Annotated in this window: 29 protein-coding genes and 1 tRNA gene; 25 read left to right on the top strand and 5 right to left on the bottom strand. The window is 42.4% G+C overall.

Going from position 1 to position 20,614, the window contains the following annotated elements; translation table 11 throughout:
* Nucleotides 1-146: 146 nt before the first annotated feature.
* Nucleotides 147-734 (bottom strand): nucleoid occlusion factor SlmA, encoded by a 588-nt coding sequence (gene slmA, locus CWC02_RS03450; protein WP_054554189.1) that lies wholly within the window; start codon nucleotides 732-734, stop codon nucleotides 147-149.
* 112 nt (nucleotides 735-846) lie between these two features.
* A complete protein-coding gene (coaBC, locus tag CWC02_RS03445) occupies nucleotides 847-2,040 on the bottom strand; it encodes a bifunctional phosphopantothenoylcysteine decarboxylase/phosphopantothenate--cysteine ligase CoaBC (protein ID WP_138616424.1) in 1,194 nt (397 codons plus the stop codon).
* A 144-nt stretch (nucleotides 2,041-2,184) separates the two neighbouring features.
* On the opposite strand from coaBC, the gene radC reads away from it, so the two are divergent.
* From radC to alr, 17 genes are all read left to right on the top strand, one after another.
* Nucleotides 2,185-2,859, top strand: a complete 675-nt coding sequence (gene radC, locus CWC02_RS03440; RefSeq protein WP_138601269.1) for a RadC family protein — start codon at nucleotides 2,185-2,187, stop codon at nucleotides 2,857-2,859.
* A 273-nt stretch (nucleotides 2,860-3,132) separates the two neighbouring features.
* Nucleotides 3,133-3,369, top strand: coding sequence for a 50S ribosomal protein L28 (gene rpmB, locus CWC02_RS03435; protein ID WP_036973115.1), 237 nt, complete (start codon nucleotides 3,133-3,135; stop codon nucleotides 3,367-3,369).
* An 11-nt stretch (nucleotides 3,370-3,380) separates the two neighbouring features.
* A complete protein-coding gene (gene rpmG / locus CWC02_RS03430) occupies nucleotides 3,381-3,536 on the top strand; it encodes a 50S ribosomal protein L33 (RefSeq protein ID WP_022946036.1) in 156 nt (51 codons plus the stop codon).
* 228 nt (nucleotides 3,537-3,764) lie between these two features.
* The gene (gene rpsF, locus CWC02_RS03425; protein WP_036973113.1) at nucleotides 3,765-4,106 is read left to right on the top strand and encodes a 30S ribosomal protein S6; all 342 of its coding nucleotides are present in this window, start codon (nucleotides 3,765-3,767) and stop codon (nucleotides 4,104-4,106) included.
* Nucleotides 4,107-4,173: 67 nt separating this feature from the next.
* Nucleotides 4,174-4,476, top strand: a complete 303-nt coding sequence (priB, locus tag CWC02_RS03420) for a primosomal replication protein N (RefSeq protein ID WP_036973732.1) — start codon at nucleotides 4,174-4,176, stop codon at nucleotides 4,474-4,476.
* Between the two features lie 12 nt (nucleotides 4,477-4,488).
* Entirely contained in the window at nucleotides 4,489-4,716 is a 228-nt protein-coding gene (gene rpsR / locus CWC02_RS03415; RefSeq protein ID WP_002962753.1) for a 30S ribosomal protein S18, read from the top strand.
* 35 nt (nucleotides 4,717-4,751) lie between these two features.
* Complete coding sequence (gene rplI / locus CWC02_RS03410; RefSeq protein WP_054554192.1) at nucleotides 4,752-5,204, top strand: 50S ribosomal protein L9; 453 nt, start codon at nucleotides 4,752-4,754, stop codon at nucleotides 5,202-5,204.
* Nucleotides 5,205-5,507: 303 nt separating this feature from the next.
* Nucleotides 5,508-5,939 carry a type IV pilin protein gene (locus tag CWC02_RS03405; protein WP_222938086.1) on the top strand — a complete coding sequence of 144 codons (432 nt, stop codon included), beginning with the start codon at nucleotides 5,508-5,510 and terminating at the stop codon, nucleotides 5,937-5,939.
* 5 nt (nucleotides 5,940-5,944) lie between these two features.
* A complete protein-coding gene (locus CWC02_RS03400; protein WP_054554194.1) occupies nucleotides 5,945-6,397 on the top strand; it encodes a GspH/FimT family pseudopilin in 453 nt (150 codons plus the stop codon).
* On the top strand, nucleotides 6,394-6,795 hold the full coding sequence (locus CWC02_RS03395) for a type IV pilus modification PilV family protein (RefSeq protein WP_054554195.1): 402 nt from the start codon (nucleotides 6,394-6,396) through the stop codon (nucleotides 6,793-6,795). Before CWC02_RS03400 ends, CWC02_RS03395 begins: the two co-directional genes overlap by 4 nt.
* Nucleotides 6,792-7,316 carry a prepilin-type N-terminal cleavage/methylation domain-containing protein gene (locus tag CWC02_RS03390; RefSeq protein ID WP_138616422.1) on the top strand — a complete coding sequence of 175 codons (525 nt, stop codon included), beginning with the start codon at nucleotides 6,792-6,794 and terminating at the stop codon, nucleotides 7,314-7,316. Before CWC02_RS03395 ends, CWC02_RS03390 begins: the two co-directional genes overlap by 4 nt.
* Nucleotides 7,309-9,054 (top strand): DUF7305 domain-containing protein, encoded by a 1,746-nt coding sequence (locus CWC02_RS03385; protein ID WP_249364075.1) that lies wholly within the window; start codon nucleotides 7,309-7,311, stop codon nucleotides 9,052-9,054. The genes CWC02_RS03390 and CWC02_RS03385 overlap by 8 nt, the downstream gene beginning before the upstream one ends.
* A gap of 142 nt (nucleotides 9,055-9,196) precedes the next feature.
* Nucleotides 9,197-9,748, top strand: coding sequence for an RNA polymerase sigma factor (locus tag CWC02_RS03380; RefSeq protein WP_054554197.1), 552 nt, complete (start codon nucleotides 9,197-9,199; stop codon nucleotides 9,746-9,748).
* Nucleotides 9,735-10,220, top strand: coding sequence for a hypothetical protein (locus CWC02_RS03375; protein WP_082389308.1), 486 nt, complete (start codon nucleotides 9,735-9,737; stop codon nucleotides 10,218-10,220). The genes CWC02_RS03380 and CWC02_RS03375 overlap by 14 nt, the downstream gene beginning before the upstream one ends.
* Nucleotides 10,221-10,231: 11 nt before the next feature.
* Complete coding sequence (locus CWC02_RS03370) at nucleotides 10,232-11,173, top strand: DUF4097 family beta strand repeat-containing protein (RefSeq protein WP_138601277.1); 942 nt, start codon at nucleotides 10,232-10,234, stop codon at nucleotides 11,171-11,173.
* Nucleotides 11,174-11,465: 292 nt separating this feature from the next.
* A complete protein-coding gene (gene dnaB / locus CWC02_RS03365; protein WP_054554199.1) occupies nucleotides 11,466-12,845 on the top strand; it encodes a replicative DNA helicase in 1,380 nt (459 codons plus the stop codon).
* Nucleotides 12,845-13,924, top strand: a complete 1,080-nt coding sequence (alr, locus tag CWC02_RS03360) for an alanine racemase (RefSeq protein WP_138616420.1) — start codon at nucleotides 12,845-12,847, stop codon at nucleotides 13,922-13,924. Before dnaB ends, alr begins: the two co-directional genes overlap by 1 nt.
* 5 nt (nucleotides 13,925-13,929) lie before the next feature.
* On the opposite strand, the gene CWC02_RS03355 is transcribed toward alr, so the two are convergent.
* Nucleotides 13,930-14,169: a DUF2960 domain-containing protein gene (locus tag CWC02_RS03355; protein ID WP_054554201.1), complete on the bottom strand. Its 240-nt coding sequence runs from the start codon at nucleotides 14,167-14,169 to the stop codon at nucleotides 13,930-13,932.
* A gap of 115 nt (nucleotides 14,170-14,284) precedes the next feature.
* On the opposite strand from CWC02_RS03355, the gene CWC02_RS03350 reads away from it, so the two are divergent.
* The 3 genes from CWC02_RS03350 to CWC02_RS03340 are packed head-to-tail and all read left to right on the top strand — an operon-like array spanning nucleotide 14,285 to nucleotide 15,993.
* Nucleotides 14,285-14,542 (top strand): YkoF family thiamine/hydroxymethylpyrimidine-binding protein, encoded by a 258-nt coding sequence (locus CWC02_RS03350; RefSeq protein WP_054563401.1) that lies wholly within the window; start codon nucleotides 14,285-14,287, stop codon nucleotides 14,540-14,542.
* A gap of 20 nt (nucleotides 14,543-14,562) precedes the next feature.
* Nucleotides 14,563-15,186 carry a nicotinamide riboside transporter PnuC gene (gene pnuC / locus CWC02_RS03345; RefSeq protein ID WP_138616418.1) on the top strand — a complete coding sequence of 208 codons (624 nt, stop codon included), beginning with the start codon at nucleotides 14,563-14,565 and terminating at the stop codon, nucleotides 15,184-15,186.
* Nucleotides 15,187-15,993: a phosphotransferase family protein gene (locus CWC02_RS03340; RefSeq protein ID WP_054554204.1), complete on the top strand. Its 807-nt coding sequence runs from the start codon at nucleotides 15,187-15,189 to the stop codon at nucleotides 15,991-15,993.
* Here CWC02_RS03340 and CWC02_RS03335 read toward each other — a convergent pair.
* Nucleotides 15,990-16,172 (bottom strand): helix-turn-helix domain-containing protein, encoded by a 183-nt coding sequence (locus tag CWC02_RS03335; RefSeq protein ID WP_054554205.1) that lies wholly within the window; start codon nucleotides 16,170-16,172, stop codon nucleotides 15,990-15,992. The genes CWC02_RS03340 and CWC02_RS03335 overlap by 4 nt on opposite strands.
* A 219-nt stretch (nucleotides 16,173-16,391) precedes the next feature.
* On the opposite strand from CWC02_RS03335, the gene CWC02_RS03330 reads away from it, so the two are divergent.
* Both CWC02_RS03330 and CWC02_RS03325 read left to right on the top strand, forming a co-directional pair.
* Nucleotides 16,392-16,466: transfer RNA gene (locus tag CWC02_RS03330), tRNA-Arg, on the top strand.
* Nucleotides 16,467-16,528: 62 nt separating this feature from the next.
* A complete protein-coding gene (locus CWC02_RS03325) occupies nucleotides 16,529-16,750 on the top strand; it encodes a Rho-binding antiterminator (protein ID WP_138616416.1) in 222 nt (73 codons plus the stop codon).
* On the opposite strand, the gene zntB is transcribed toward CWC02_RS03325, so the two are convergent.
* Entirely contained in the window at nucleotides 16,745-17,716 is a 972-nt protein-coding gene (gene zntB, locus CWC02_RS03320; RefSeq protein ID WP_054554207.1) for a zinc transporter ZntB, read from the bottom strand. The two genes, CWC02_RS03325 and zntB, sit on opposite strands and share 6 nt — an antisense overlap.
* A gap of 160 nt (nucleotides 17,717-17,876) precedes the next feature.
* Here zntB and CWC02_RS03315 point away from each other — a divergent pair, with 160 nt between their 5' ends.
* From CWC02_RS03315 to CWC02_RS03305, 3 genes are read left to right on the top strand one after another with little or no spacing between them, the layout of a single operon-like run.
* Entirely contained in the window at nucleotides 17,877-18,299 is a 423-nt protein-coding gene (locus CWC02_RS03315; protein WP_054554208.1) for an ATP-dependent zinc protease family protein, read from the top strand.
* Nucleotides 18,300-18,357: 58 nt separating this feature from the next.
* On the top strand, nucleotides 18,358-19,263 hold the full coding sequence (gene rimK, locus CWC02_RS03310; RefSeq protein ID WP_054554209.1) for a 30S ribosomal protein S6--L-glutamate ligase: 906 nt from the start codon (nucleotides 18,358-18,360) through the stop codon (nucleotides 19,261-19,263).
* Nucleotides 19,264-19,309: 46 nt separating this feature from the next.
* Complete coding sequence (locus CWC02_RS03305) at nucleotides 19,310-20,368, top strand: succinylglutamate desuccinylase/aspartoacylase family protein (RefSeq protein ID WP_138601134.1); 1,059 nt, start codon at nucleotides 19,310-19,312, stop codon at nucleotides 20,366-20,368.
* Nucleotides 20,369-20,614 lie beyond the last annotated feature (246 nt).

Here is a 20,614-nt window from a genome sequence, read left to right as displayed (position 1 = left end):
AAATTGCTCAGGGCTTACTATTGCAGCTAGTTGGTAACCAGGCCGAAATTCAATTAACTAACTCAAAAAAGAAATATTTTTCAAATCAAGTGTATATAAGGTAGGTATTAAGCTGGTAGTTTAACTACCAGCTAATAAAACTTGAACTACAACCAAATCTTTTGTAACTCTGGCCATTGCTTTTCAAATTGTGCACTGGGTTTTGCTTTAAAGTCGCTGCGCACGAATTGGTTCATCTTACCTTCTACATAGGCGAGTAAGAAGTTGGCTAGGGTGCTTTCGTCTGACTGAAATGCTTTACCTTCGCGCAGTTTGCGCTCGCGTAGCACTTGCTTGAACTGAGTTTCTAGCTTTTCAAATAAGCCTTGTACACGCTCACGTAAACGCTCTTGCTCACCTTGTAAGGCATCACCGGTCAAAATGCGGGTAATGCCCGGGTTTTTCTCGGCGAAGGCTAACAATAACAGCAAAATATTGTAGACACGTGTTTGGCTTTCTTTCTCATTTTCTAAAATGAGGTTAATGCGTGATAACAGGGTATCTTCAATAAACTCGATTAGGCCCTCAAACATCCGTGCTTTACTCGGAAAATGACGATATAACGCAGCTTCAGACACACCTACCTCAGCCGCGAGCTTTGCGGTGGTGATACGTTGACCTGGGCTGGTTTCTAACATTTGTGCGAGTGCTTGCAGAATCTGCTCTTTGCGATTACTTCTTTTTGTCGCAGGCATGACCATTCCTTTCTTATAATTTATTACTTGCGCTGTTGGGAGTCAGACAAGCCATTTTTTGTGCAAATGAGTGGCTTATGTTAATGTTTTATTCAGTTTCTTTCCAGCATTTTTACAAACGCTTGGCAAGCTCAGTCATTACGCTCATGGCTAAATCTTTTTTACTTCCCATTGCTAAATCTAGCTGCTCATTGTGCCAGAAGAGTGTTAAAGCATTATGATCAGAATTAAAGCCAAGGCCTTCTTTTGATACGTCATTTGCGCAGATCATATCGAGATTTTTGTTCTTTAACTTACCTTGTGCATAGCTTGCAACATCTTGAGTTTCTGCCGCAAAGCCAACGGTATAAGGGCGGTTTTCTCTAAGTGTTGCGACATTAGCGATGACATCTGGGTTCTTAACTAAAGTAAGGGTTAGTTCATCGCCTTGCTTTTTCATCTTTTGCTCATGAATTGCAGCTGCACGGTAATCAGCCACTGCTGCACAGCCGATAAAAGCATCCGATTGCGCGGCCAGTTCCATTGAGGCGGTAAGTAATTGCTCAGCACTTTCTATATTAGTAAGCAGGGCATTAGCAGGTGCTTTAATTGTTACGGGGCCTGAAATCAGATTTACCTTTGCACCTAGCGCAAGTGCAGCTTCTGCAAGGGCATAACCCATTTTGCCTGAGCTGTGGTTAGAGATATAACGAACCGGGTCGAGGGCTTCTCGGGTTGGTCCTGCAGTAATCGTGATGGTTTTGCCTGCAAGTAATGGCTCTACTTCAGGTTGTGTACAAAGCGCGACTAACTCATGAGGCTCTAACATGCGTCCTGCGCCTACATCACCACAGGCTTGCTCGCCTTTACCTGGGCCCCAAATAGCCACGCCACGCTCATTAAGTGTGGCAAGGTTTGCTTGTGTAGCAGGGTGGGCATACATTTGTTGGTTCATGGCAGGTGCAACCGCCACTTTTGCAGGGGTAGCCAGTAGTAGGGTCGTCAGTAAGTCATCTGCAATACCCATGGCCATTTTCGCTAAAATATTACTGGTTGCAGGGGCGACTAAAATAAGGTCTGCCCATTTGGCAAATTCGATATGACCCATTGCGGCTTCTGCTGCTGGGTCGAGTAATGAATCAGAAACAATCTCACCGCTTACCGCTTGCATTGTTAAAGGAGTAATAAAGTGTTTGGCTGAGTCGGTCATGACGACTTTTACTTCACAGCCTTGATCTTTTAAACGGCGAACAAGTTCTGCGCATTTATAGGCTGCAATACCACCACTCATACCTAACAGGATTTTTTTATTTACTGATTTTGTCATTACGTGAAATTTAACCTTTGTCGATATGGGCTAACGATAGCAAATCTTTACCGATAGCATGAAGTTTTCTTTTCTACAGACAGGAAAAAACTAAATTTTATAGTACAGTTTAATATATGGAATAGTTGTTTTAAGGATGAAGCAATGCCATTAACCGATTTACCTTTATCAGCAAGGCCGCGGGAGAAGTTACTTGCCCAAGGTGCCAAAGCACTCTCAGATGCAGAGTTATTAGCAATATTCTTACGAACCGGTGTGCCGGGCATGAATGCCATTGAACTGGCTGAGCATCTGCTCGATATTAATAGTACGCTGCATGACTTATTTAATGCATCTGAACAAGAGTTTTGCGCTCAAAAGGGTTTAGGGGCTGCTAAGTATGTGCAGCTTCAAGCAGTGCTTGAATTAAGCCGGCGCTATATGCTTGAGCAATGTAAGCGCGAGGCGTTATTTACTTCGCCACAAGCCGTGTATGACTATTTAACTATTCAGTTACGTGGCTTACAGCAGGAAGTATTTATGGTGCTGTACTTAGATAGTCAAAACCAGTTGATTAAAGACGAAGTACTTTTTTACGGCACTATTAATGCCGCGTCTGTGTACCCCCGTGAAGTGGTTAAAGCAGCGCTGCGTAATAATGCGGCGGCACTAATACTTGCTCATAACCACCCAAGTGGAGTTGCTGAACCTAGTCAGGCCGATAAATTGATCACCACTAAATTGCAGCAAGCTTTAGCCTTAGTCGATATAAATGTGCTGGATCACATCATAGTGGGTGGTGAAAATTGTGTTTCGTTTGCCGAAAGAGGGCTTATATAGAGCCAACTGTATTAGAGAGTGTGTTAAAAATGAGCAGTTTAGGGCGATTTTAGAAATTAGTTTAATTTAAATGCAGTTTTTACTTTCCCTAAGGGCATTCGATCTTTATAATTAGCCGCTATCAAATTTACACATGAGCTGATTGGATAAGATCTGTTACTTGATCTTTGCCTGTATAAGCTGTATAAAGAGCGCCCTTCGATTTATCCCGGGGCACAAATACTGGCCTAAGGGAAAATTAAGCTCGAGCGAAGTTATTGGAGATATATAGACATGTCTAAAGTATGTCAAGTTACAGGTAAGCGTCCAGCGGTTGGTAATCACCGTTCACACGCGAGAAACGCGACTAAACGTCGTTTCCTACCTAACCTACAAACTCACCGTTTTTGGGTTGAAAGTGAAAAACGTTTTGTAACACTACGCACTACTACTAAAGGTATGCGTATTATCGATAAAAAAGGCATCGACGCGGTTCTTACAGAAATCCGTGCTCGTGGCGAAAAAGTTTAAGGAACTGAATCATGCGCGATAAGATCCGTTTAGTTTCAACTGCTGGTACTGGTTTTTTCTACACTACCGACAAGAACAAGCGTAACATGCCTGAAAAAATGGAAATCAAAAAATACGATCCTAAAGCTCGTAAACACGTGATTTTCAAAGAAGCTAAAATCAAGTAATTTTAGTTTTCAGAATATCAAAAACCCAGCCTCGGCTGGGTTTTTTGTTTTTAGCGTTTAGAAAATCTTAATAGGGCACAATAATCTAGCTTGGCTTGCTGTTTTATCTTGCTTAATTATCAATCTAAGCGTAAAATGCGCGCTCATTTCGGCTTATTAAATTTAATTCCTTGCCTTAAACCGACTGGCCGAAACGGTAGAAGGCTCTATTAACCGTAAGGAATATCCATGCGTCATTACGAAATCGTATTCATGGTTCACCCTGATCAGAGTGAGCAAGTACCTGGTATGATCGAACGTTATACTGGTTCTATCACTGAAGCTGGTGGTACTATCCACCGTCTTGAAGACTGGGGCCGTCGTCAATTGGCTTACCCAATCGACAAGCTTCACAAAGCTCATTATGTTCTTATGAACGTTGAAGCACCTACTGAAGTAATCAGCGAGCTAGAAACTACTTTCCGCTACAACGATGCAGTGCTTCGTAACTTAGTTATGCGTACTAAAGACGCTGTAACTGAAGCATCTCCTCTTGCGAAAGAAGAGAAGAAAGAAGCACCAGCTGCTTAATCGTTTTGAGTTCAAGCATGGCGCTTGCAGTTGAGACAAAAAGATGAGCCAACCGCTTAATCCTTATATGAATCAGCTGACACTATCTGGGGTTGTTTGTAAAACACCTAAATATAGTCAAAGCCCTGCTGGTATACCGCATTGTATTTTTGTTCTTGAACATAAATCGATGCAAGTTGAAGCAGACCTTAACCGTAATAGTTATGTCAGGCTTCAAGTTGTTGCCAGCGGCACGCCAATGCAACAACAAACTCAACAATTGCACGTTGGGCAACAAGTGCAAGTGACGGGGTTTTTAAACCGTCACGAGGGCCGAAACGGCTTAAGCCAATTGGTCTTGCATGCTCAACATATAGAAAGAATTTTTTGAGGAATTTTACTCATGGCACGTTATTTCAGACGTCGTAAGTTCTGCCGCTTCAAAGCGGAAGGCGTACAACAAATCGATTATAAAGATCTAGCTACTCTTAGAAACTATGTTACAGAAAGTGGCAAAATCGTACCTAGCCGTATCACAGGTACTAGCGCTAAATATCAGCGTCAGCTAGCAACTGCTATCAAGCGTGCTCGCTACTTAGCCCTTCTTCCATACACTGACTTACATAAGTAAGCAGCGGATTAACAGTTTTTAAAAGGTGTAGAGACATGCAAGTTATTCTACTAGACAAGATCGCAAACCTAGGTGGCCTAGGTGACCAGGTTGTAGTTAAATCTGGCTTCGCACGTAACTTCCTTTTCCCACAAGGTAAGGCAGTTCCTGCAACTAAAGCTAACATCGAAACTTTCGAAGCACGTCGTGCTGATTTAGAAGCTAAGATCGCTGAAGATCTAGCTGCTGCTCAAGCTCGCGCTGACAAGTTAGAAGCATTAGCTGAAGTTACACTAGTTTCTAAAGCTGGTGACGAAGGCAAGTTATTCGGTTCTATCGGTACTCGCGACATCGCTGAAGCTATTTCAGCTGTTGGCGTTGAAGTTGCTAAATCAGAAGTTCGTTTACCTCTAGGTACTATCCGTGAGACTGGCGAATTTGACGTAGCAATCGCGGTACACTCAGACGTATCGGCTACTATCAAAGTAATCGTTATCGCTGAAGCTTAATAGCAATATTAAGTAAAAAAAGCCGCACTTAGGTGCGGCTTTTTTGTGCCTGAAATTTATAAATTGTAGCATTTTGTACCGCTATTGCTTCTTCAGTTATCATCCAATAGTATTGGTTTCTATATTTTAAACAGATAAATACCAATCCTATAATCTTACCTATTTCACAAACATACGTTCTTTTTTCTTAATTTTATTTTTCTTATTAGTATAATCGAATGAGTAAAAGTAAATTGGTTAAAATTGACACTGACAACGCTGTCATTTATATTGTGCTGGTTAAAAAGTATTAAGGGGTTGAGGTTGAAAAGTGCATTAGTACCACATGGAATAGGTAAACAAACAGGATTTACATTAGTAGAAATTCTTATCGTGATCGCTATTTTAGGGATTCTGTATAGCGTAGCACTGCCTGCTTACACTGAGCACATGCAACGTAGTCGCCGTGCTGATATTCAACAAGAGTTACTGCAATACAGCGCCAGTCTTGAACGAATTTATTCACGAAATGGCGGCTACCCCAATGCATTTGCAACTCAAAATACTGACTATTACACCCTTACTTACACAGCAACAGATAAAGTATCAGGTGCTGTAAGCGATTTTAAAAATCGTGGCTACAGTTTAAAAGCCGCTCCTAAATCGGGTTCGGCGCAAGCGAGTGATCGCTGTGGTGACTTAACCGTTAAACATGATGGTAGTTATAGCGCTTCATTTAGTGATTGCTGGGAGTAACACAATTGCGTCGAATTGCAGGGTTTACCTTAATTGAGTTAATGGTTGTGCTGAGTGTTATTGGCATTATGGCAGCCCTTGCTTTCCCGTCTTTTAGTCAGCAAATTTTGCAAGATCGCGTCGTAACTACTGCAAATCAATTAAATAGTGCTTATAAATTTGCACGCAGTGAAGCGGTCAAACGCGACAAACCTATTAACCTAGTTGTTAGTAATAATAGTTGGCAAGTGACCCTCAACGAGGGCGGCGTAGACACGGTTTTAAAAGAATTTTCGGTCACAAAAAGCGGCGTTGCCGTCAATTTAGTCGCATTGGCCATTAGTGCCAGTGGCGAAGTTGATAAACAAGCTGAAATTTTAGTGAAAGATGAGCACACAAATACCACTGATTACGTGATGTGTGTGCTTAAAAGTGGCCAAAACTGGTTAGTAGAAAATTCACAGCGAGGATGTGCATGAATAAGCAGGCAGGCTTTTCATTATTAGAAGTGATGATTTCAGTGGTGATCGCTGGCATCGCATTATTAGGCTTGGCGGCAGCGCAGCTAAAATCGCTGCAATATGCAACCAATAGTTTTGATTACACTGTGTCACTTATTCAAGGGCAAAACACCATTGAGCGTTTGTGGCCGCGTATTTGTGAAATTCAAAAAACCAATACCGCACTTTTTCAAGACGCGATATTTAGAGCTTCGCTCGCGCCACAAGTGAGTGATTATCAGCTGACGATCCCAGCTACTTACAGTGATGACATGCAAATTAATGTGGCTTGGGTTGATAAACGCATGACAGACAATGCAGAAAATCAAATTAGTCTAAATGCCAGTTTTCCTGATTTAACGGCGGTGTGCTCATGAATAAACGCGTTCAGGGTTTTACCTTAGTTGAACTGATGGTGGCATTGGCAGCTGGCGCTTTTTTATTAGCGGGAGTGAGCTTGTCTTACTCGGCGATTAAAAGCACGATTGAGGTGAGTAAAGAGCTTGAAAACGCTCAAGAAGTGATTCGCTATACCAGTAAAGTATTCCACCGCAGCATAAAGCAGACACAACTAACACCGACCATCAGTGCAGATAAAAGCACGATTACCATTACTCAACCTAGCGGGGTGATTGCTTGTGATGGCTCTGCGACAACTGCGCAGGTAGTTGAAGTATATAGCTTAAATGGTAGCAACTTAATGTGTTCACTCGATGGTGCTGCCTCAGAGCGATTACTGACAGGAATCGAAGCTTTGTCATTTGATATCGCCGGTGAGCTTGTCACAGTCACTGTAAAGCCAAATGATTTACCAGCTCAGTTCGGTAATGGTATTAACATTGATATTGCCTTAACTAATGCAATATTAGTCAAAGCATACGGAGCTGGCAGTGTATAACAAGCAAAATGGTTTTACCCTAATTACAGTGTTGATCTTGACCAGTATGGCTAGCATAGTGGTGCTTAGTTCGCTACGTGAAAACGTTGTTCAAGAACGTTTAAGTGGCAACTTTCAAAAGAAATTAAACAGCCGCTTAATGGCTGAAAAAGGTGTGTTTGAACAAGCTAAGTTACTGCAACAAACCTTGAATGATGAAGGTGTATTAGCGGTTGAAGATTTGATCAGTAAAACCAGTAACGCATCGGGCTCTGGTGTTATTGCTGATGATGCCATTTTTAATGCCAGTTTAAGTCAAAACGCTGCTGGTGAGCTTGAAATTGCAAGCTTGGGGCAACGATTTGATGGTGACGCGCAAAGTAACTTAGTCGCCCGTTTTGCAGTACAAGGTGCGAAAGGTAGTTCTGTTTTCACTAATGCGATGGTGGGCTGTAAGGGAGTCGATTTATCGGGCAGTGGTAGTATCGACAGCTATGATTCGAGTAAAGGCAGCTACGAAGAAACAAAGTCGAATGATGGTGATGTTTCAACCATTGCTGGCGATTCAGATGTAGTGCTATCGGGTCATTCACCGATAAAGGGCGATGTAAAAGCGACCGGAGTTATTTACTTAAATGGCTCATCACCAATTATTGGTAATATCCATTCGAACTCCGGTGTTTATATCTCTCCTGGCAGTGGCTTACGTGTAGACGGTAATGTCTATACCCGTGGTTATTATACCCATCGTGGCGGGACTGTTTCGGGGGTTGTGCGAGCCAATGGTGATGCAAAAATGCAGTGGTCAACATTCATCACGAATAGCCAAGGCGAAGCGTTGGATATTATGTATGGCGGTTCAGGCGATTTTAAAGATACCAGCAATAACCAGCAAGATGGTGTGCATTATAGTGATCGTAAATTTAACGTGAACCCGAATGTTGAACCGGTAACTGTAGCCGATCCAGCTGCACCTGATTATGACCCTACAAACCCAGACACCAGTTGCGACCCGTTAATTTTGCCAGAGAAAATGACGGGCATCACAGACCAAGTGAGTAGTTACAGTTCTGTCTCGATTGGTCCTACGCAACAATTTAAACTTAATACTGAAAAAGGCTATTTTAGTAGCGGTAGCCAAGTTATTATGCCAAGCCTTGCTGATGTTTTCTTGTTTAACTCTAAAGCACAGAACCAAGCTAATGGTAGCAATAGCAAAGAGTATATTTTTGCTCTTGATAGACTCAAAATGACCAGTGACGGCAAAATGGAAGTGTCTGGTGGTGATGTTATTTTATTGATTGATGGTGACTTTTCGATGGCGGGGAGCACAACACTGACTATTAAAAAAGACAGTAGTTTAACTGTGTTATTAACCGGAAAAGTCAATATTGGCGCAGGCGCAAAAGTTATTACTGAGCAAGAAGGATTAACTACTAGTGGTCATCCGTCGTTATCATTCTACTCATCATTTAATGGTGTAAATGGCGTGCAATTTAGCGGTGCTGCGAATTTATATGCGGCTATTTATGCCCCTTTGACAACGGTGAAGCTATCGGGAAGTGGTGAGCTGTTTGGTAGTGTACGTGGCTCTACAATTACCGCAACAGGGGGCAGTGGTGCTCACTATGATGCGGGTTTATTACAAGTACAAAATGGCGGCACGCCTGCTTCTTCGGCACATATCGTATTTTTAGGTTGGAGCTACAAAACCGCAGAAACAACTGAAGAAGAAAGCGAAGCATCACCTGCCGAATAACGCAAATCCCCAAATAAAATTGTGTAAGCTCAATTATTTGTAGCTTACACAAAAAAATTTAATTTCATTTAAACCTTTTGAATCCCTCCTTACGTCTAATACACTAAATTCACAACAATAATCATAAAGGACAACATCCAGGATGTTGATAGATGCAGAACAAGCGTTCGCCCAGCAAAGTGAGCATGCCTTGATAGAGCGCGTAAAAAGCGGTGATCAAGCAGCCTATGCAACACTTTATGAGTTGCATGTGAAGCGGGTTTATAGCCTTTGTTTGCGATTACTTGCAGACAAAGAGCACGCCGAAGATGCAACACAAGAAGTGTTTGTACAGTTGTGGCACAAAATCGCGAACTTTGATGGACGCTCACAATTTTCGACTTGGTTACACAGTGTTACTAGCAATATTGCGATTAGCTACATTCGCAAACATAAAAGCTGGTTTCAAAAAGTAGTGAGTTTTGAACAAAGCGGTATGGATGAGCAAAGCGCAGCAGATTGCGACGGCTTTAACGGCCTTGACAAATTAGTACTGAGACTACCTGAGCGAGCACGTATGGTGTTTGTACTTCATGCAATTGAAGGCTATCGCCATGAAGAGATAGCAAGCATGCTTGATATGGCAGTCGGTTCAAGTAAATCGCAATTTCACCGTGCAAGGCAGTTATTAAAAGAGTGGTATGAAAATGAGTAAGCCAGAATTTGAACAATTTTTAAATGACTCGCTTAACCATAAGCAAGATATTAGCCCAGACAAAGATCTCTGGCCCGGTGTTGAGCGAGCAATTGCAACAGGGCAACCAGAGCAAACTGAGAAGCCAAACCATGGCTGGAATAAACTCGCTGCAGTTGCCGCTTGTTGTATTGCCGCACTATTGACCGTACAGCTTTTTGTTGGCCAAGGTGAGCCAAATAGCATGATGGCAATGAGCGATTATTTTACTAAGCAAAAGCAAGGCTTGTTGGTGCAGTATCAAAATCAACCTGCGTTAACCGATAACTGGCAGCAGCAACTAAAAGAGTTAGAAGAAGCCGAAAGTGCCATTAAGCAAGCACTTGAGAATGAACCGGAAAACCCTGCTTTATTACAAATGCTGTCGCAGGTTTATCAGCAACAACTGGACTTAATTAACAAGGTGCATGCACCGAAGTGGCAAACGATTTAGGAGTGACAATTATGAAATTACTAGCCTTAACTTTAGGATTACTGCCACTGATGGCAATGGCAGGACAAACCATTAATGAACAAATTGATGTACCTGCAAATAAACGCATTTTTATTGAAAACCAACGTGGTGATGTACGCATTGAAGGGTGGGATAAACCACAACTTAAAATCGAAGGTGAGCTTGACGATAAAGCACAAGGCTATCGTTTAGAGGTTGAAGGCAGCCGTGTTGAATTTATCGTAAAAATGCCGCGTAACTTAGGTGGCTGGAATAGTGGTGACGGTTCTCGTTTAACCATTTACATGCCAAAAAGCAGTGAGCTTGAATTTGCTGGGGTGAATGTCACAGTTAGTGCTAAAGAGCTTGAAGCGGGCGCAGAGATTGATACCGTCAACGGTGATATCACAGTGCAAGATATTCGCGGCAACATGAGCTTTGAAACGGTTAATGGTGATGTGAATGCTCATGATTTAAGCGGTGATATTCGCTTTGAAACCGTTAATGGTGAAATTAACGATAAAAACTCACAAGGTGCTTTACGCTTTACTGCGGTGAATGGCGACATTAAGTCAAAAACCAAAGCACAAGATGTGCGTCTTGAAAACGTAAACGGTGATATCGACTTTGCTTTTGATGCAATTAAAAAGCTGCGCATTAATACCGTAAATGGTGAAGCAGAAGTACACATCAATAAGCTGCTAGCAGATGCCAATATTCGTTTTGAATCAGTCAGTGGTGATGCAGAATTTTATTTCCCAGCTGATGTATCGGCAACGTTTGAGATTGAAGCTCACGCTAACGGTAAAATCGTTAATGAGCTTAGTGATGACAGAGCAACGAAGGCGAAATACGGCCCATCTAGCGACTTAGAATTTAGTATTAACGGTGGGGATGCTGATATAGAAATGGATACCATTAGCGGACGCATTGAACTTCGTAAACAGAAATAAAGATTGCAGTTCACTCAATTACAATATTTCACTCAATTACAATAAAGCGGGAAGACTTCCCGCTCATACCAATCGTGTTAAGTTGTTGGTCTTAAATAGCGACAGATAAATGAAGTGATAACAAGGCAGAAATTTTGACATGTAGTTACTCTACTTTAGACATTTCTAACGCAGTTAGCGCTTTATTTAGCACGCTAGATTGACCAAATATTTAAGTCGATTGGTATTAACTATTTGCAGAGCCTTAGCAAGTAGATAGAATAGAGCCATTCAATTTTAGTTTTGTGATGTTATGGCCAAACCAGATAAGCAAGTCGATACGTTAAAAGTCCCTCCCCATTCAATTGAAGCTGAGCAATCTGTTTTAGGTGGTTTAATGCTTGATAATCAAGCGTTTGACCGTGTTGCTGAGTTAGTGGTTGCGCAGGATTTTTATACCCGCACCCATAAGCTGATTTTTGAAGCGATGGTGAATCTTGCTGAAGGGGGTGATCCAATCGATTTGATCACTATTTCTGAGAGCTTAGAGAAAAACAATCAGTTAAGTAGTGTTGGTGGTTTTGCCTACCTTGCTGAAATTGCCAAGAACACGCCAAGTGCAGCGAACATTGATGCTTACGCGAATATCGTACGAGAGCGTGCTGTTATTCGTGAAATGATTGGTGTTGCAAACGAAATTGCAGAAGCTGGCTTTAGCCCCGAGGGGCGTACTAGTCATGACCTGCTCGATTTTGCTGAAAGTAAAGTATTCAAAATTGCTGAGCAGCGTAGTAAAAGCACTGAAGGTCCACAAAACTTACACAGTATCTTAGAAAAAACCGTTGATAAGATTGAAGAGCTTTATCAGTCGCCACAAGATGGTGTGACAGGTGTAAGTACCGGCTATACCGATCTGGATAAAATGACGGCGGGTATGCAGCCTTCTGACCTTATCATTGTGGCAGCACGTCCATCGATGGGTAAAACAACCTTTGCGATGAACTTAGCCGAACACGCCGCTATGACCCAAGATAAGCCTGTACTTATTTACTCATTAGAGATGCCTTCAGAGCAAATCATGATGAGGATGCTGGCATCGCTAGGTCGTATTAACCAAACTAAGGTGCGTACCGGTCAGCTAGATGATGACGATTGGGCGCGTCTGTCGTCAACCATGGGCTTGTTGATGGAAAAAGGTAAAATGTATGTCGATGATGCATCAGGCCTTACACCAACAGATGTGCGTTCGCGTGCACGTCGTATTGCCCGCGACCATGGCGGTATTAGTATGATCATGGTCGATTACTTGCAGCTAATGCGTGTGCCAAGCTTGTCGGATAACCGTACCTTAGAGATTGCTGAAATCTCTCGTTCATTAAAAGCACTGGCAAAAGAACTGCAGTGTCCGGTTATTGCACTATCGCAGCTTAACCGTACCCTAGAGCAACGTGCCGATAAACGCCCAATCAACTCCGACTTACGTGAATCAGGCTCAATCGAGCAGGATGCCGACTTAATCATGTTTATTTACCGTGATGAAGTGTATAACGAAGACAGTGCAGAAAAAGGCGTGGCCGAAATCATCATAGGTAAGCAACGTAACGGTCCAATCGGTAAAGTACGTTTAACCTTCCAAGGTCAATTCTCGCGTTTTGATAACTACGCGGGTCCAGCTATGGACGACGAATACTAATGCGCTTAGCCATTGCCGAAATCAACCTAAAAGCACTTGCTCATAATTTAGCACAAGTGAAGCGCTTTGCGCCTGGTTGCAAAGTAATGGCAGTGCTTAAAGCCAACGCCTATGGCCATGGCTTAGTAAAAATTGCCCAATACCTTAATGATGCGGATGCTTTTGCGGTTGCGCGAATAGACGAAGCGTTAGCGCTACGTGCAGGTGGACTGACAAAACCGATTGTATTGCTTGAAGGTTTTTTTCATAAAGATGATTTACCTATCTTGCTTGCCAATAACTTTCAAACCATTATTCATGATGAAAATCAGCTCGCAACGCTTGAAAAAACAAGCCTTGATGCACCAATTGCATGCTGGTTAAAGGTGAATACTGGGATGCATCGACTGGGTATTGCACCATCGCAATTTGAGTCTTTCTACAGTCGCTTAAAAGCAAGCCCAAATGCCCGTGATGACATTAAGTTAATGACGCATTTCTCGTGCGCCGATGACATCAATGATGAAAAGACCGCTCAGCAAATTGCCTTATTTAATTCATTGGCAGATGGCAAAAGTGAGCAGCATTGCCTTGCAAACTCTGCTGGTATTATTGCTTGGCCAAAAGGTCATGGTGAGTGGGTGCGTCCTGGCTTGATGCTTTATGGCGTATCGCCAATGCTTAATGGTGTAGGGCAGCAGCACGGACTGGAGCCTGTTATGCGTTTGACTACGCGAGTTATCGCGATACGCGATGTCGATGCCGATCAGTGTGTTGGCTATGGCGGACGCTGGCATAGCGATAAACCGACTAAGCTTGCGGTGGTTGCGATGGGCTATGGGGATGGTTATCCACGCCATGCCGAGCAGGGCACACCTGTGGTTATCAAATCACAACGCTATGGTATTGTTGGCAGTGTGGCGATGGACATGATCACGGTGGATATTGGTGATAACCGCGACAACATAAAAGTGGGTGATGAGGTGATCATGTGGGGGCCAGAGCTTCCCGTTGAAGAGATTGCCCAGTGCGCAACAACTATTCCTTACGAATTACTCTGTAATATCACCCCACGAGTCAGCTACGAGTATCAAGAGTAACTTTGTTACTCTTTAATAAAATACACGTCACTGAAACCCATTCGTGCGAATTCTTGGTCACGAAAGTTACGTACTGCTGCAGAGCCTTTTGAAGTCATTTCGACTTGCTGTTCCATCTTTAAGTAATTAGTTAAATCAATGCCTTCAGCCGCTGCGATCGCATGGTACATATCGCGGTATTTATCTTTTGCAAAATTGATTTCGCGAGGCTGGTTTTTAAATTTGTAAGTGATGCGGCGTGCCATAATGAATCCTCAATGTTTATCGGGGCTGATTTTACACTAAAAAATAACCATAGCCATGACTTGTTAGTACAAGCGGGTTACAATGCAATACTTTTTAAAGACTCGGTAACTCATAATGAAACTTTCAGTAGAGATCAGTAAGTACCCACTACATCAAGACTACATTCCGTTTATCAAAGGTTTTATTGACCGTGTAAACAGTTATGAAGGGCTTAAAGTGATCACCAACACCCTATCTACTCAGATTTTTGGTGACTATGATTTAGTGATGTCTGTACTTAATACTGAAATCAAACGTTCTTATGAAGAGTTTGGTAAAGCTATTTTCGTCTGTAAATTCTTACATGGTGACTTGTCGCCTAGCGAAGACTAAAGCCTACAGTAGCGCGTGTTATGGAATTTTTAAACGAAACCTTCTCAGGCTTTACTGCCATGTCGCATTGGGAATATATTGCCGTTGCTTTATCGGTGGCGTATTTGCTGTTAGCGATTAAAGAAAGCTTATGGTGTTGGCCTGCCGCGTTTGTAAGCACCTTTATTTATACCGTAATGTACTGGAATGGCGCACTGTTGATGGAGTCGCTCCTGAATTTTTACTACATGTATATGGCGGTATATGGTTGGGTCGTTTGGCGCAGGGGCATGGACAATAAAGATCATCTGCCCATTATTTCATGGTCGTTAAAGCGCCATGCGGTGATTTTGCTTGCCACCTCACTGGCCTCAGTTGCCATTGGTTTTGTGATGACCAATTACACTCACGCTGATTTTGCTTATCTAGACAGCTTTACCACCTGTTTTGCGGTGGTGACAACCTACCTTGTTGCCAAGAAGGTGCTGGAAAACTGGTTGTACTGGATTGTAATTGATGCAGCATCTATGTATCTGTACTTTGAAAAAGGGTATTACCCAACCTTAGTACTTTTCGTGTTTTACACCATTATGGCCGCATGGGGCTTTAAAACTTGGTATGAAGAATACGAGCAGCATCAGGCTAAGCCGCTTGCACAGCTATAGATGAAAACTGAGCAACAAATTCACGCGCTTTTTACGCGCTTCAACTCACGTTTAGTTATCACCTCAATCAGTCCACTGGTTGAGGGGTTAAGCAATGATAACTACCTAGTAAAAACAGCAAGCCAAGATTTTTTGGTTAAGCACTATCGCGACCACTGGCCGGCGATTGGTCTTGCAGCGCAAGCGCATTTTGCAAAGCAAAGCTGCTGCCCAGCCCCACTTTGGTTAGAACAAGCAACCGACACGGCTATTTTCGAATACGTGGCAGGTAGTATTGCCAGCGGTGAATTTTGTAGTAGCTTATTGCCCGACTTAGTTAATTTACACCGTTACCCTGTGCTAACTGAGCCGATGAATATTGCTTATGAAATTAACTACTACCAGCAAACAGCGCGATACCAGCAACACACAGAGCTAATTAAGCAGTCACTGGCTTATATTGATAGTGCACCTAAAGACATGGGCTTTTGTCATAATGATTTAGTGAAAGAAAATATCATTGTGAATGAGACGGGTATGTTTTTAATCGACTTTGAATATGCCAAAAGCAACGATGTTTACTTTGACTTAGCTGCGCTGGTGGTGAGCTTTGCGTTAAATGATGAGCAGCAACTGGCGTTACTTAAACATTACCAAGCGTTAGTGTGCGAACATCACGAGTTTTACTTATCAGTTGAAAAGCTCGCGGCATTTCATGCGCTGTTTTTACTTTTATGTATTTGTTGGTATGAACAACGTGGTGCGATGGATAAAGTGGCGCCACTGCTAACACAGCTTAACCACTTCATAGAAAAAGCTAAAAATTAAAGACCGCCAATTCGCTCAGCAAGTTCTTTATATTTTTTTACATCTTCTTGTTCAAACAAAGGCTCCCCTTTGTCATCTTGTGATTTCGAGATCAGTAAATGTTCGCGAGCAAGGCGCTTTACGCGTTCAACTTTTACACCCAAAAATTCCGCGACTTGCTCTGTAGACATTAAACTCATGATCAAATTCCCCTTACATGGCAATACTGCCACCTTGTTATTAATTTTATTAAGTATACGTTAATACCTTGGTTCTGCACGAAAGTGAAGTGTTTTAATGCAAATTGCTGAATTTGTGTGCATATAAAGGCCTTGATGCTAGCATTTAGCGCAAGATGCCATTATCATTGCCGGGTTGTCATGCTGATATCGCGAGTCAGTATTGATAACGACAAATGTGCTCTCGTGGTGAAATGGATATCACGTGGCCCTCCGGAGGCTAAGTTGCAGGTTCGATCCCTGCCGAGAGCGCCATTTGCTCTTCACTTTAATATCTTCTAAGCTCGATTTATTCCTTCAGCAATCTCAAAAAGCTAATGACTTATCAACCTATCGCCTGTGGCGACTACGATAAATATGAATTATGGTGCATGCATAACTCTTTATTACGCATTACCTTAGAATCTGGTGAGCAGTTAGAAGGTAAGGCAAAGACCTTGAAGATACTCAACTCCGGTGGCGAGCACCTGATTTTGGCAACAAAAAAAGGCGAACATGCCGTCCGCCTTGATTTAATTAAAATGGTTGTCGAGCTATAGCCATTTTTTATTTTTAAAGTAAATGCCAATCCCAACGGTTAGCACCACCAAGAAAATAATAAACAAGCTAAATGCGTAAGGGCTTTCAGTGCCCGGAATACCGCCTACGTTTACACCTAATAAGCCTGTTAAGAAGCCAAGTGGTAAAAACAGTGCAGCAACCACCGACATCACATACATGCGCTGATTTAGTTGCTCAGATACTTGGCTAGTAATTGCTTGTTGAATAATTTGCGCGCGTTCAATTGAGCTATCTAGCTCTTCTAAATAACGGATCAACATATTAGTTGTTTCGTTTAAGCGTGCCTTATCGTCTTCATCTAACCACTTATACTTGTTGTTTAACAAAGTAATAAGTGCTTCTTTTTGTGGCCGTAGATAACGTTTTAACGCGATTGTCTGGCGGCGAATTTGTGCTAATGATTGATGATCAAAGCCTTTGTTTGGTTCATCAATTTCATCTTCAAATCCATCGAGTGTGTCATCTAAATTGTCGATAACAGCTTGCATACGCGAGGTTAGGTTTTGCGCTAATTGGCACACTAACTCAGAAATTGTGCAAGGACCATTGCTGCCATCGAACGATTCAACAATATCTTGCACCGATAATAAACGGCGCTTACGTGTTGTGACCACAATGTTTTCGTTAATAAACAAGCGTAGCGAGACCATGTCTTCTGGACTTTGCGCTGGGTTTAAGTTAACTCCACGTAAAAACAGCATATTACCATTAGTGACTTTACTTAAACGCGGGCGTGTTTCATCGGCAATCAGCGACTCAAGTTCGTAATCAGTTAATAAATTACTTTGCTCAAGCCATTCAACGGCTTCAGCTTGACTGTAGTCCATGTGCACCCAAAGTTTTCCGTGTTCGGGTTGCCAATTTTGCAGCTCAGTACTATTTTCAATAGCACGTGCGCCGCCTTGTTCGTCTAAGATTAAGACATGAAGTAACCCATTGATCATATTGAACTCTCGTTTTACAAATAGTGCGATATAGTTGAGTATATACATTAGTATAGTCAAGACTATATTAATGAAATCGATTTATCGAGGGGATAAATATATTTCGTTGGTGTTTCTAGCTCTGTAGCGTATAAGACACTTTTTTATAGAGGGCACATTAATGAGCGCAAAAATTATTGTTGGCTGGCGAGAGTGGCTTGGCCTGCCTGAACTGGGAATAGAAAAAATCAAAGCAAAAGTTGATACCGGAGCGAGAACTTCATGTATTCATGCTTTTGACATTGAGGAATTTTCAGAAAATGGCGAAGCATGGGTGAAATTTACTACCCATCCTCTACAAGACGATGTAGAAACAACGGTAGAGTGTCGCGCCAAAGTAGTTGAGCGTAAGTATGTGACCAGTTCAAGCGGTCAGCGTGAGCTACGCTACTTTATTGAAACAAAATTAGTCGCAGGAACCCAAAGCTGGCCTGTAAGGGTGACTTTAAGTAACCGTTCAACAATGAAGTTTAGAATGTTGTTAGGGCGTACAGCAATGGAAAATCGCATAGTCGTTGATCCGGCTTTATCTCATTTATTATAGGAAAAGGACTTATCACACGTTGTTACGTGTATGAGTTTATCAGTTAAGGTTTTTAACTATGAAACTTGGTATTTTATCTCGCAACCAAAATTTATATTCAACACGTCGCTTAATTGAAGCAGCAGAGCAACGTGGTCACGAAGTGAAAGTAATTGATGCACTTCGTTGTTATATGAACATCAATTCAGAGCAGCCTGAAATCCATTACCGCGGTGAAAATTTAAAAGATTTTGACGCTATCGTACCGCGTATTGGTTCATCAGTGACCTTTTATGGCTGTGCGGTATTACGTCAGTTTGAAATGATGGGGGTATTCCCTGTCAATGAATCAGTGGCGATCACTCGCTCGCGCGATAAGTTACGTTCATTACAGCTACTTTCACGTAAAGGTGTGGGTATGCCAGTAACAGGCTTTGCAAGTAAACCTGATGATGTAAAAGATTTATTAAGCATGGTGGGTGGCACACCAGTGGTTATTAAGCTACTTGAAGGTACCCAAGGTATTGGTGTGGTATTAGCTGAAACACGTAAAGCAGCAGAAAGCGTAATTGAAGCGTTTATGGGCTTAAAAGCCAATATTATGGTGCAAGAGTACATCAAAGAAGCGGGCGGTGCGGACATTCGCTGTTTTGTATTAGGCGATAAAGTAATTGCTGCGATGAAGCGTCAAGCGCAAGAAGGTGAATTCCGCTCTAATTTACACCGAGGTGGTAGTGCGACATTGGTTCGTATTACTCCAGAAGAAAGAAGAACAGCGGTTGCAGCTGCTAAAGCGATGGGTTTAAACGTAGCGGGTGTTGATTTACTTCGCTCTGCACGTGGTCCATTGGTGATGGAGGTTAACTCATCACCTGGTCTTGAAGGTATTGAAGTTGCAACCGGCAAAGACATTGCAGGCATGATTGTTGAGTTTATTGAAAAAACAGCGGCATCAAAAAGAACTGCAACGCGTGGTAAAGGTTAAGCCTTTACCCATAGGAAAATAAGCGCTCTATTAAAAGGAAAAGTGCGTGGCTAAGGTTAAGAAAAATACACCGTTTTCAATTTTAGGCGATACGGTTGGTGTTGGCGAACGTAAAACATTTGCGATTGAAGCTGCCAAGCTTTACACCCACTCGCCGTTAAATATTCCAATTGAAGTCGTCAATGGTGTGCAGCAAGGGCCTGTATTAATGGTATGTGCTGCAATTCACGGTGATGAGCTCAATGGTGTTGAGGTTGTTAGGCAGTTGCTTGCTAAAATCGATCCGGAGCAATTGCGCGGTACTATTATTGCGGTACCGATTGTGAATGTGTTTGGCTTTATTCACAAGTCACGCTATTTACCAGACCGCCGTGACATGAACCGCAGTTTTCCGGGCTCAACACGAGGCTCGTTAGCAGGGCGAATGGCGAATGCGTTTTTTACTCAGGTGGCAATGCATTGTACGCATATTATTGATTTGCACACAGGTGCAATTCACCGAACTAACTTGCCACAAATTCGTGCCAATTTGAGCGACCCTGCAACGGCGGCTATGGCAAAAGCGTTTGGTACTCCAGCGGTGATTGACGCGTCACTTCGTAATGGCTCATTGCGCAGTGAAGCGGCCAATTTAGGAATACCCGTTATTACCTATGAAGCCGGCGAAGCGCTACGCTTTGACCCAATAGCCATTGCAGCTGGTGTGCAAGGTGTTGACTATGTCATGCGCCATTTAAAAATGGTGCGTGGCAAGCGTGCTAAAAAGCTACCAGAGCCGATTATTGCAAGCTCGACGAGTTGGGTACGCGCTGAAGTTGACGGTATTGTTCGTGCACAAGTGTCACTCGGTGAGCGAGTAATGAAAGGGCAGGTTCTAGCTTATATTAGCAGCCCTCTTGGTGATGCTGAGCTTGAGTTACTAGCGCCGCGCAGCGGTATTGTCATTGGTCAACAAACCATGCCGCTGGTAAACGAGGGGGATGCCGTGTTCCATCTTGCTTACTTTGCTCACGCAAACAGCTTAGTTGAACAACAGCTCGAAAACTTTATTGATGAAATAAGTGATATTGAAGACGAGTTAAAAACCGCAGAATTAAATAACTAATACCCTATTCTGTAATTCAAAAAGCCAAACTACCTGTTTGGCTTTTTTGTATCCGCCTGCCCCCATCTAATACTTGACCTTAGAGCAAGTACAAGGTTTATAGTTTTTTTACTTACTTAATTGTCGTAAGAATGACTAAAGGATCAAAGATGAAAATTTTTCTATTTTATACAGGCTTATGCACGCTTGCTATTTCACTTACGCACGGCTTTTTTACTGAGCAAAGTGTTGTTCACATTGTGTTAT

The organism is Pseudoalteromonas sp. S2721 (genome assembly GCF_005887425.1).
In the GTDB taxonomy this organism is placed as follows: Bacteria; Pseudomonadota; Gammaproteobacteria; order Enterobacterales; family Alteromonadaceae; genus Pseudoalteromonas; species Pseudoalteromonas simplex.
Note: the sequence above shows the minus strand (reverse complement) of the source record. Positions and strands in the feature narration are given on the sequence as shown.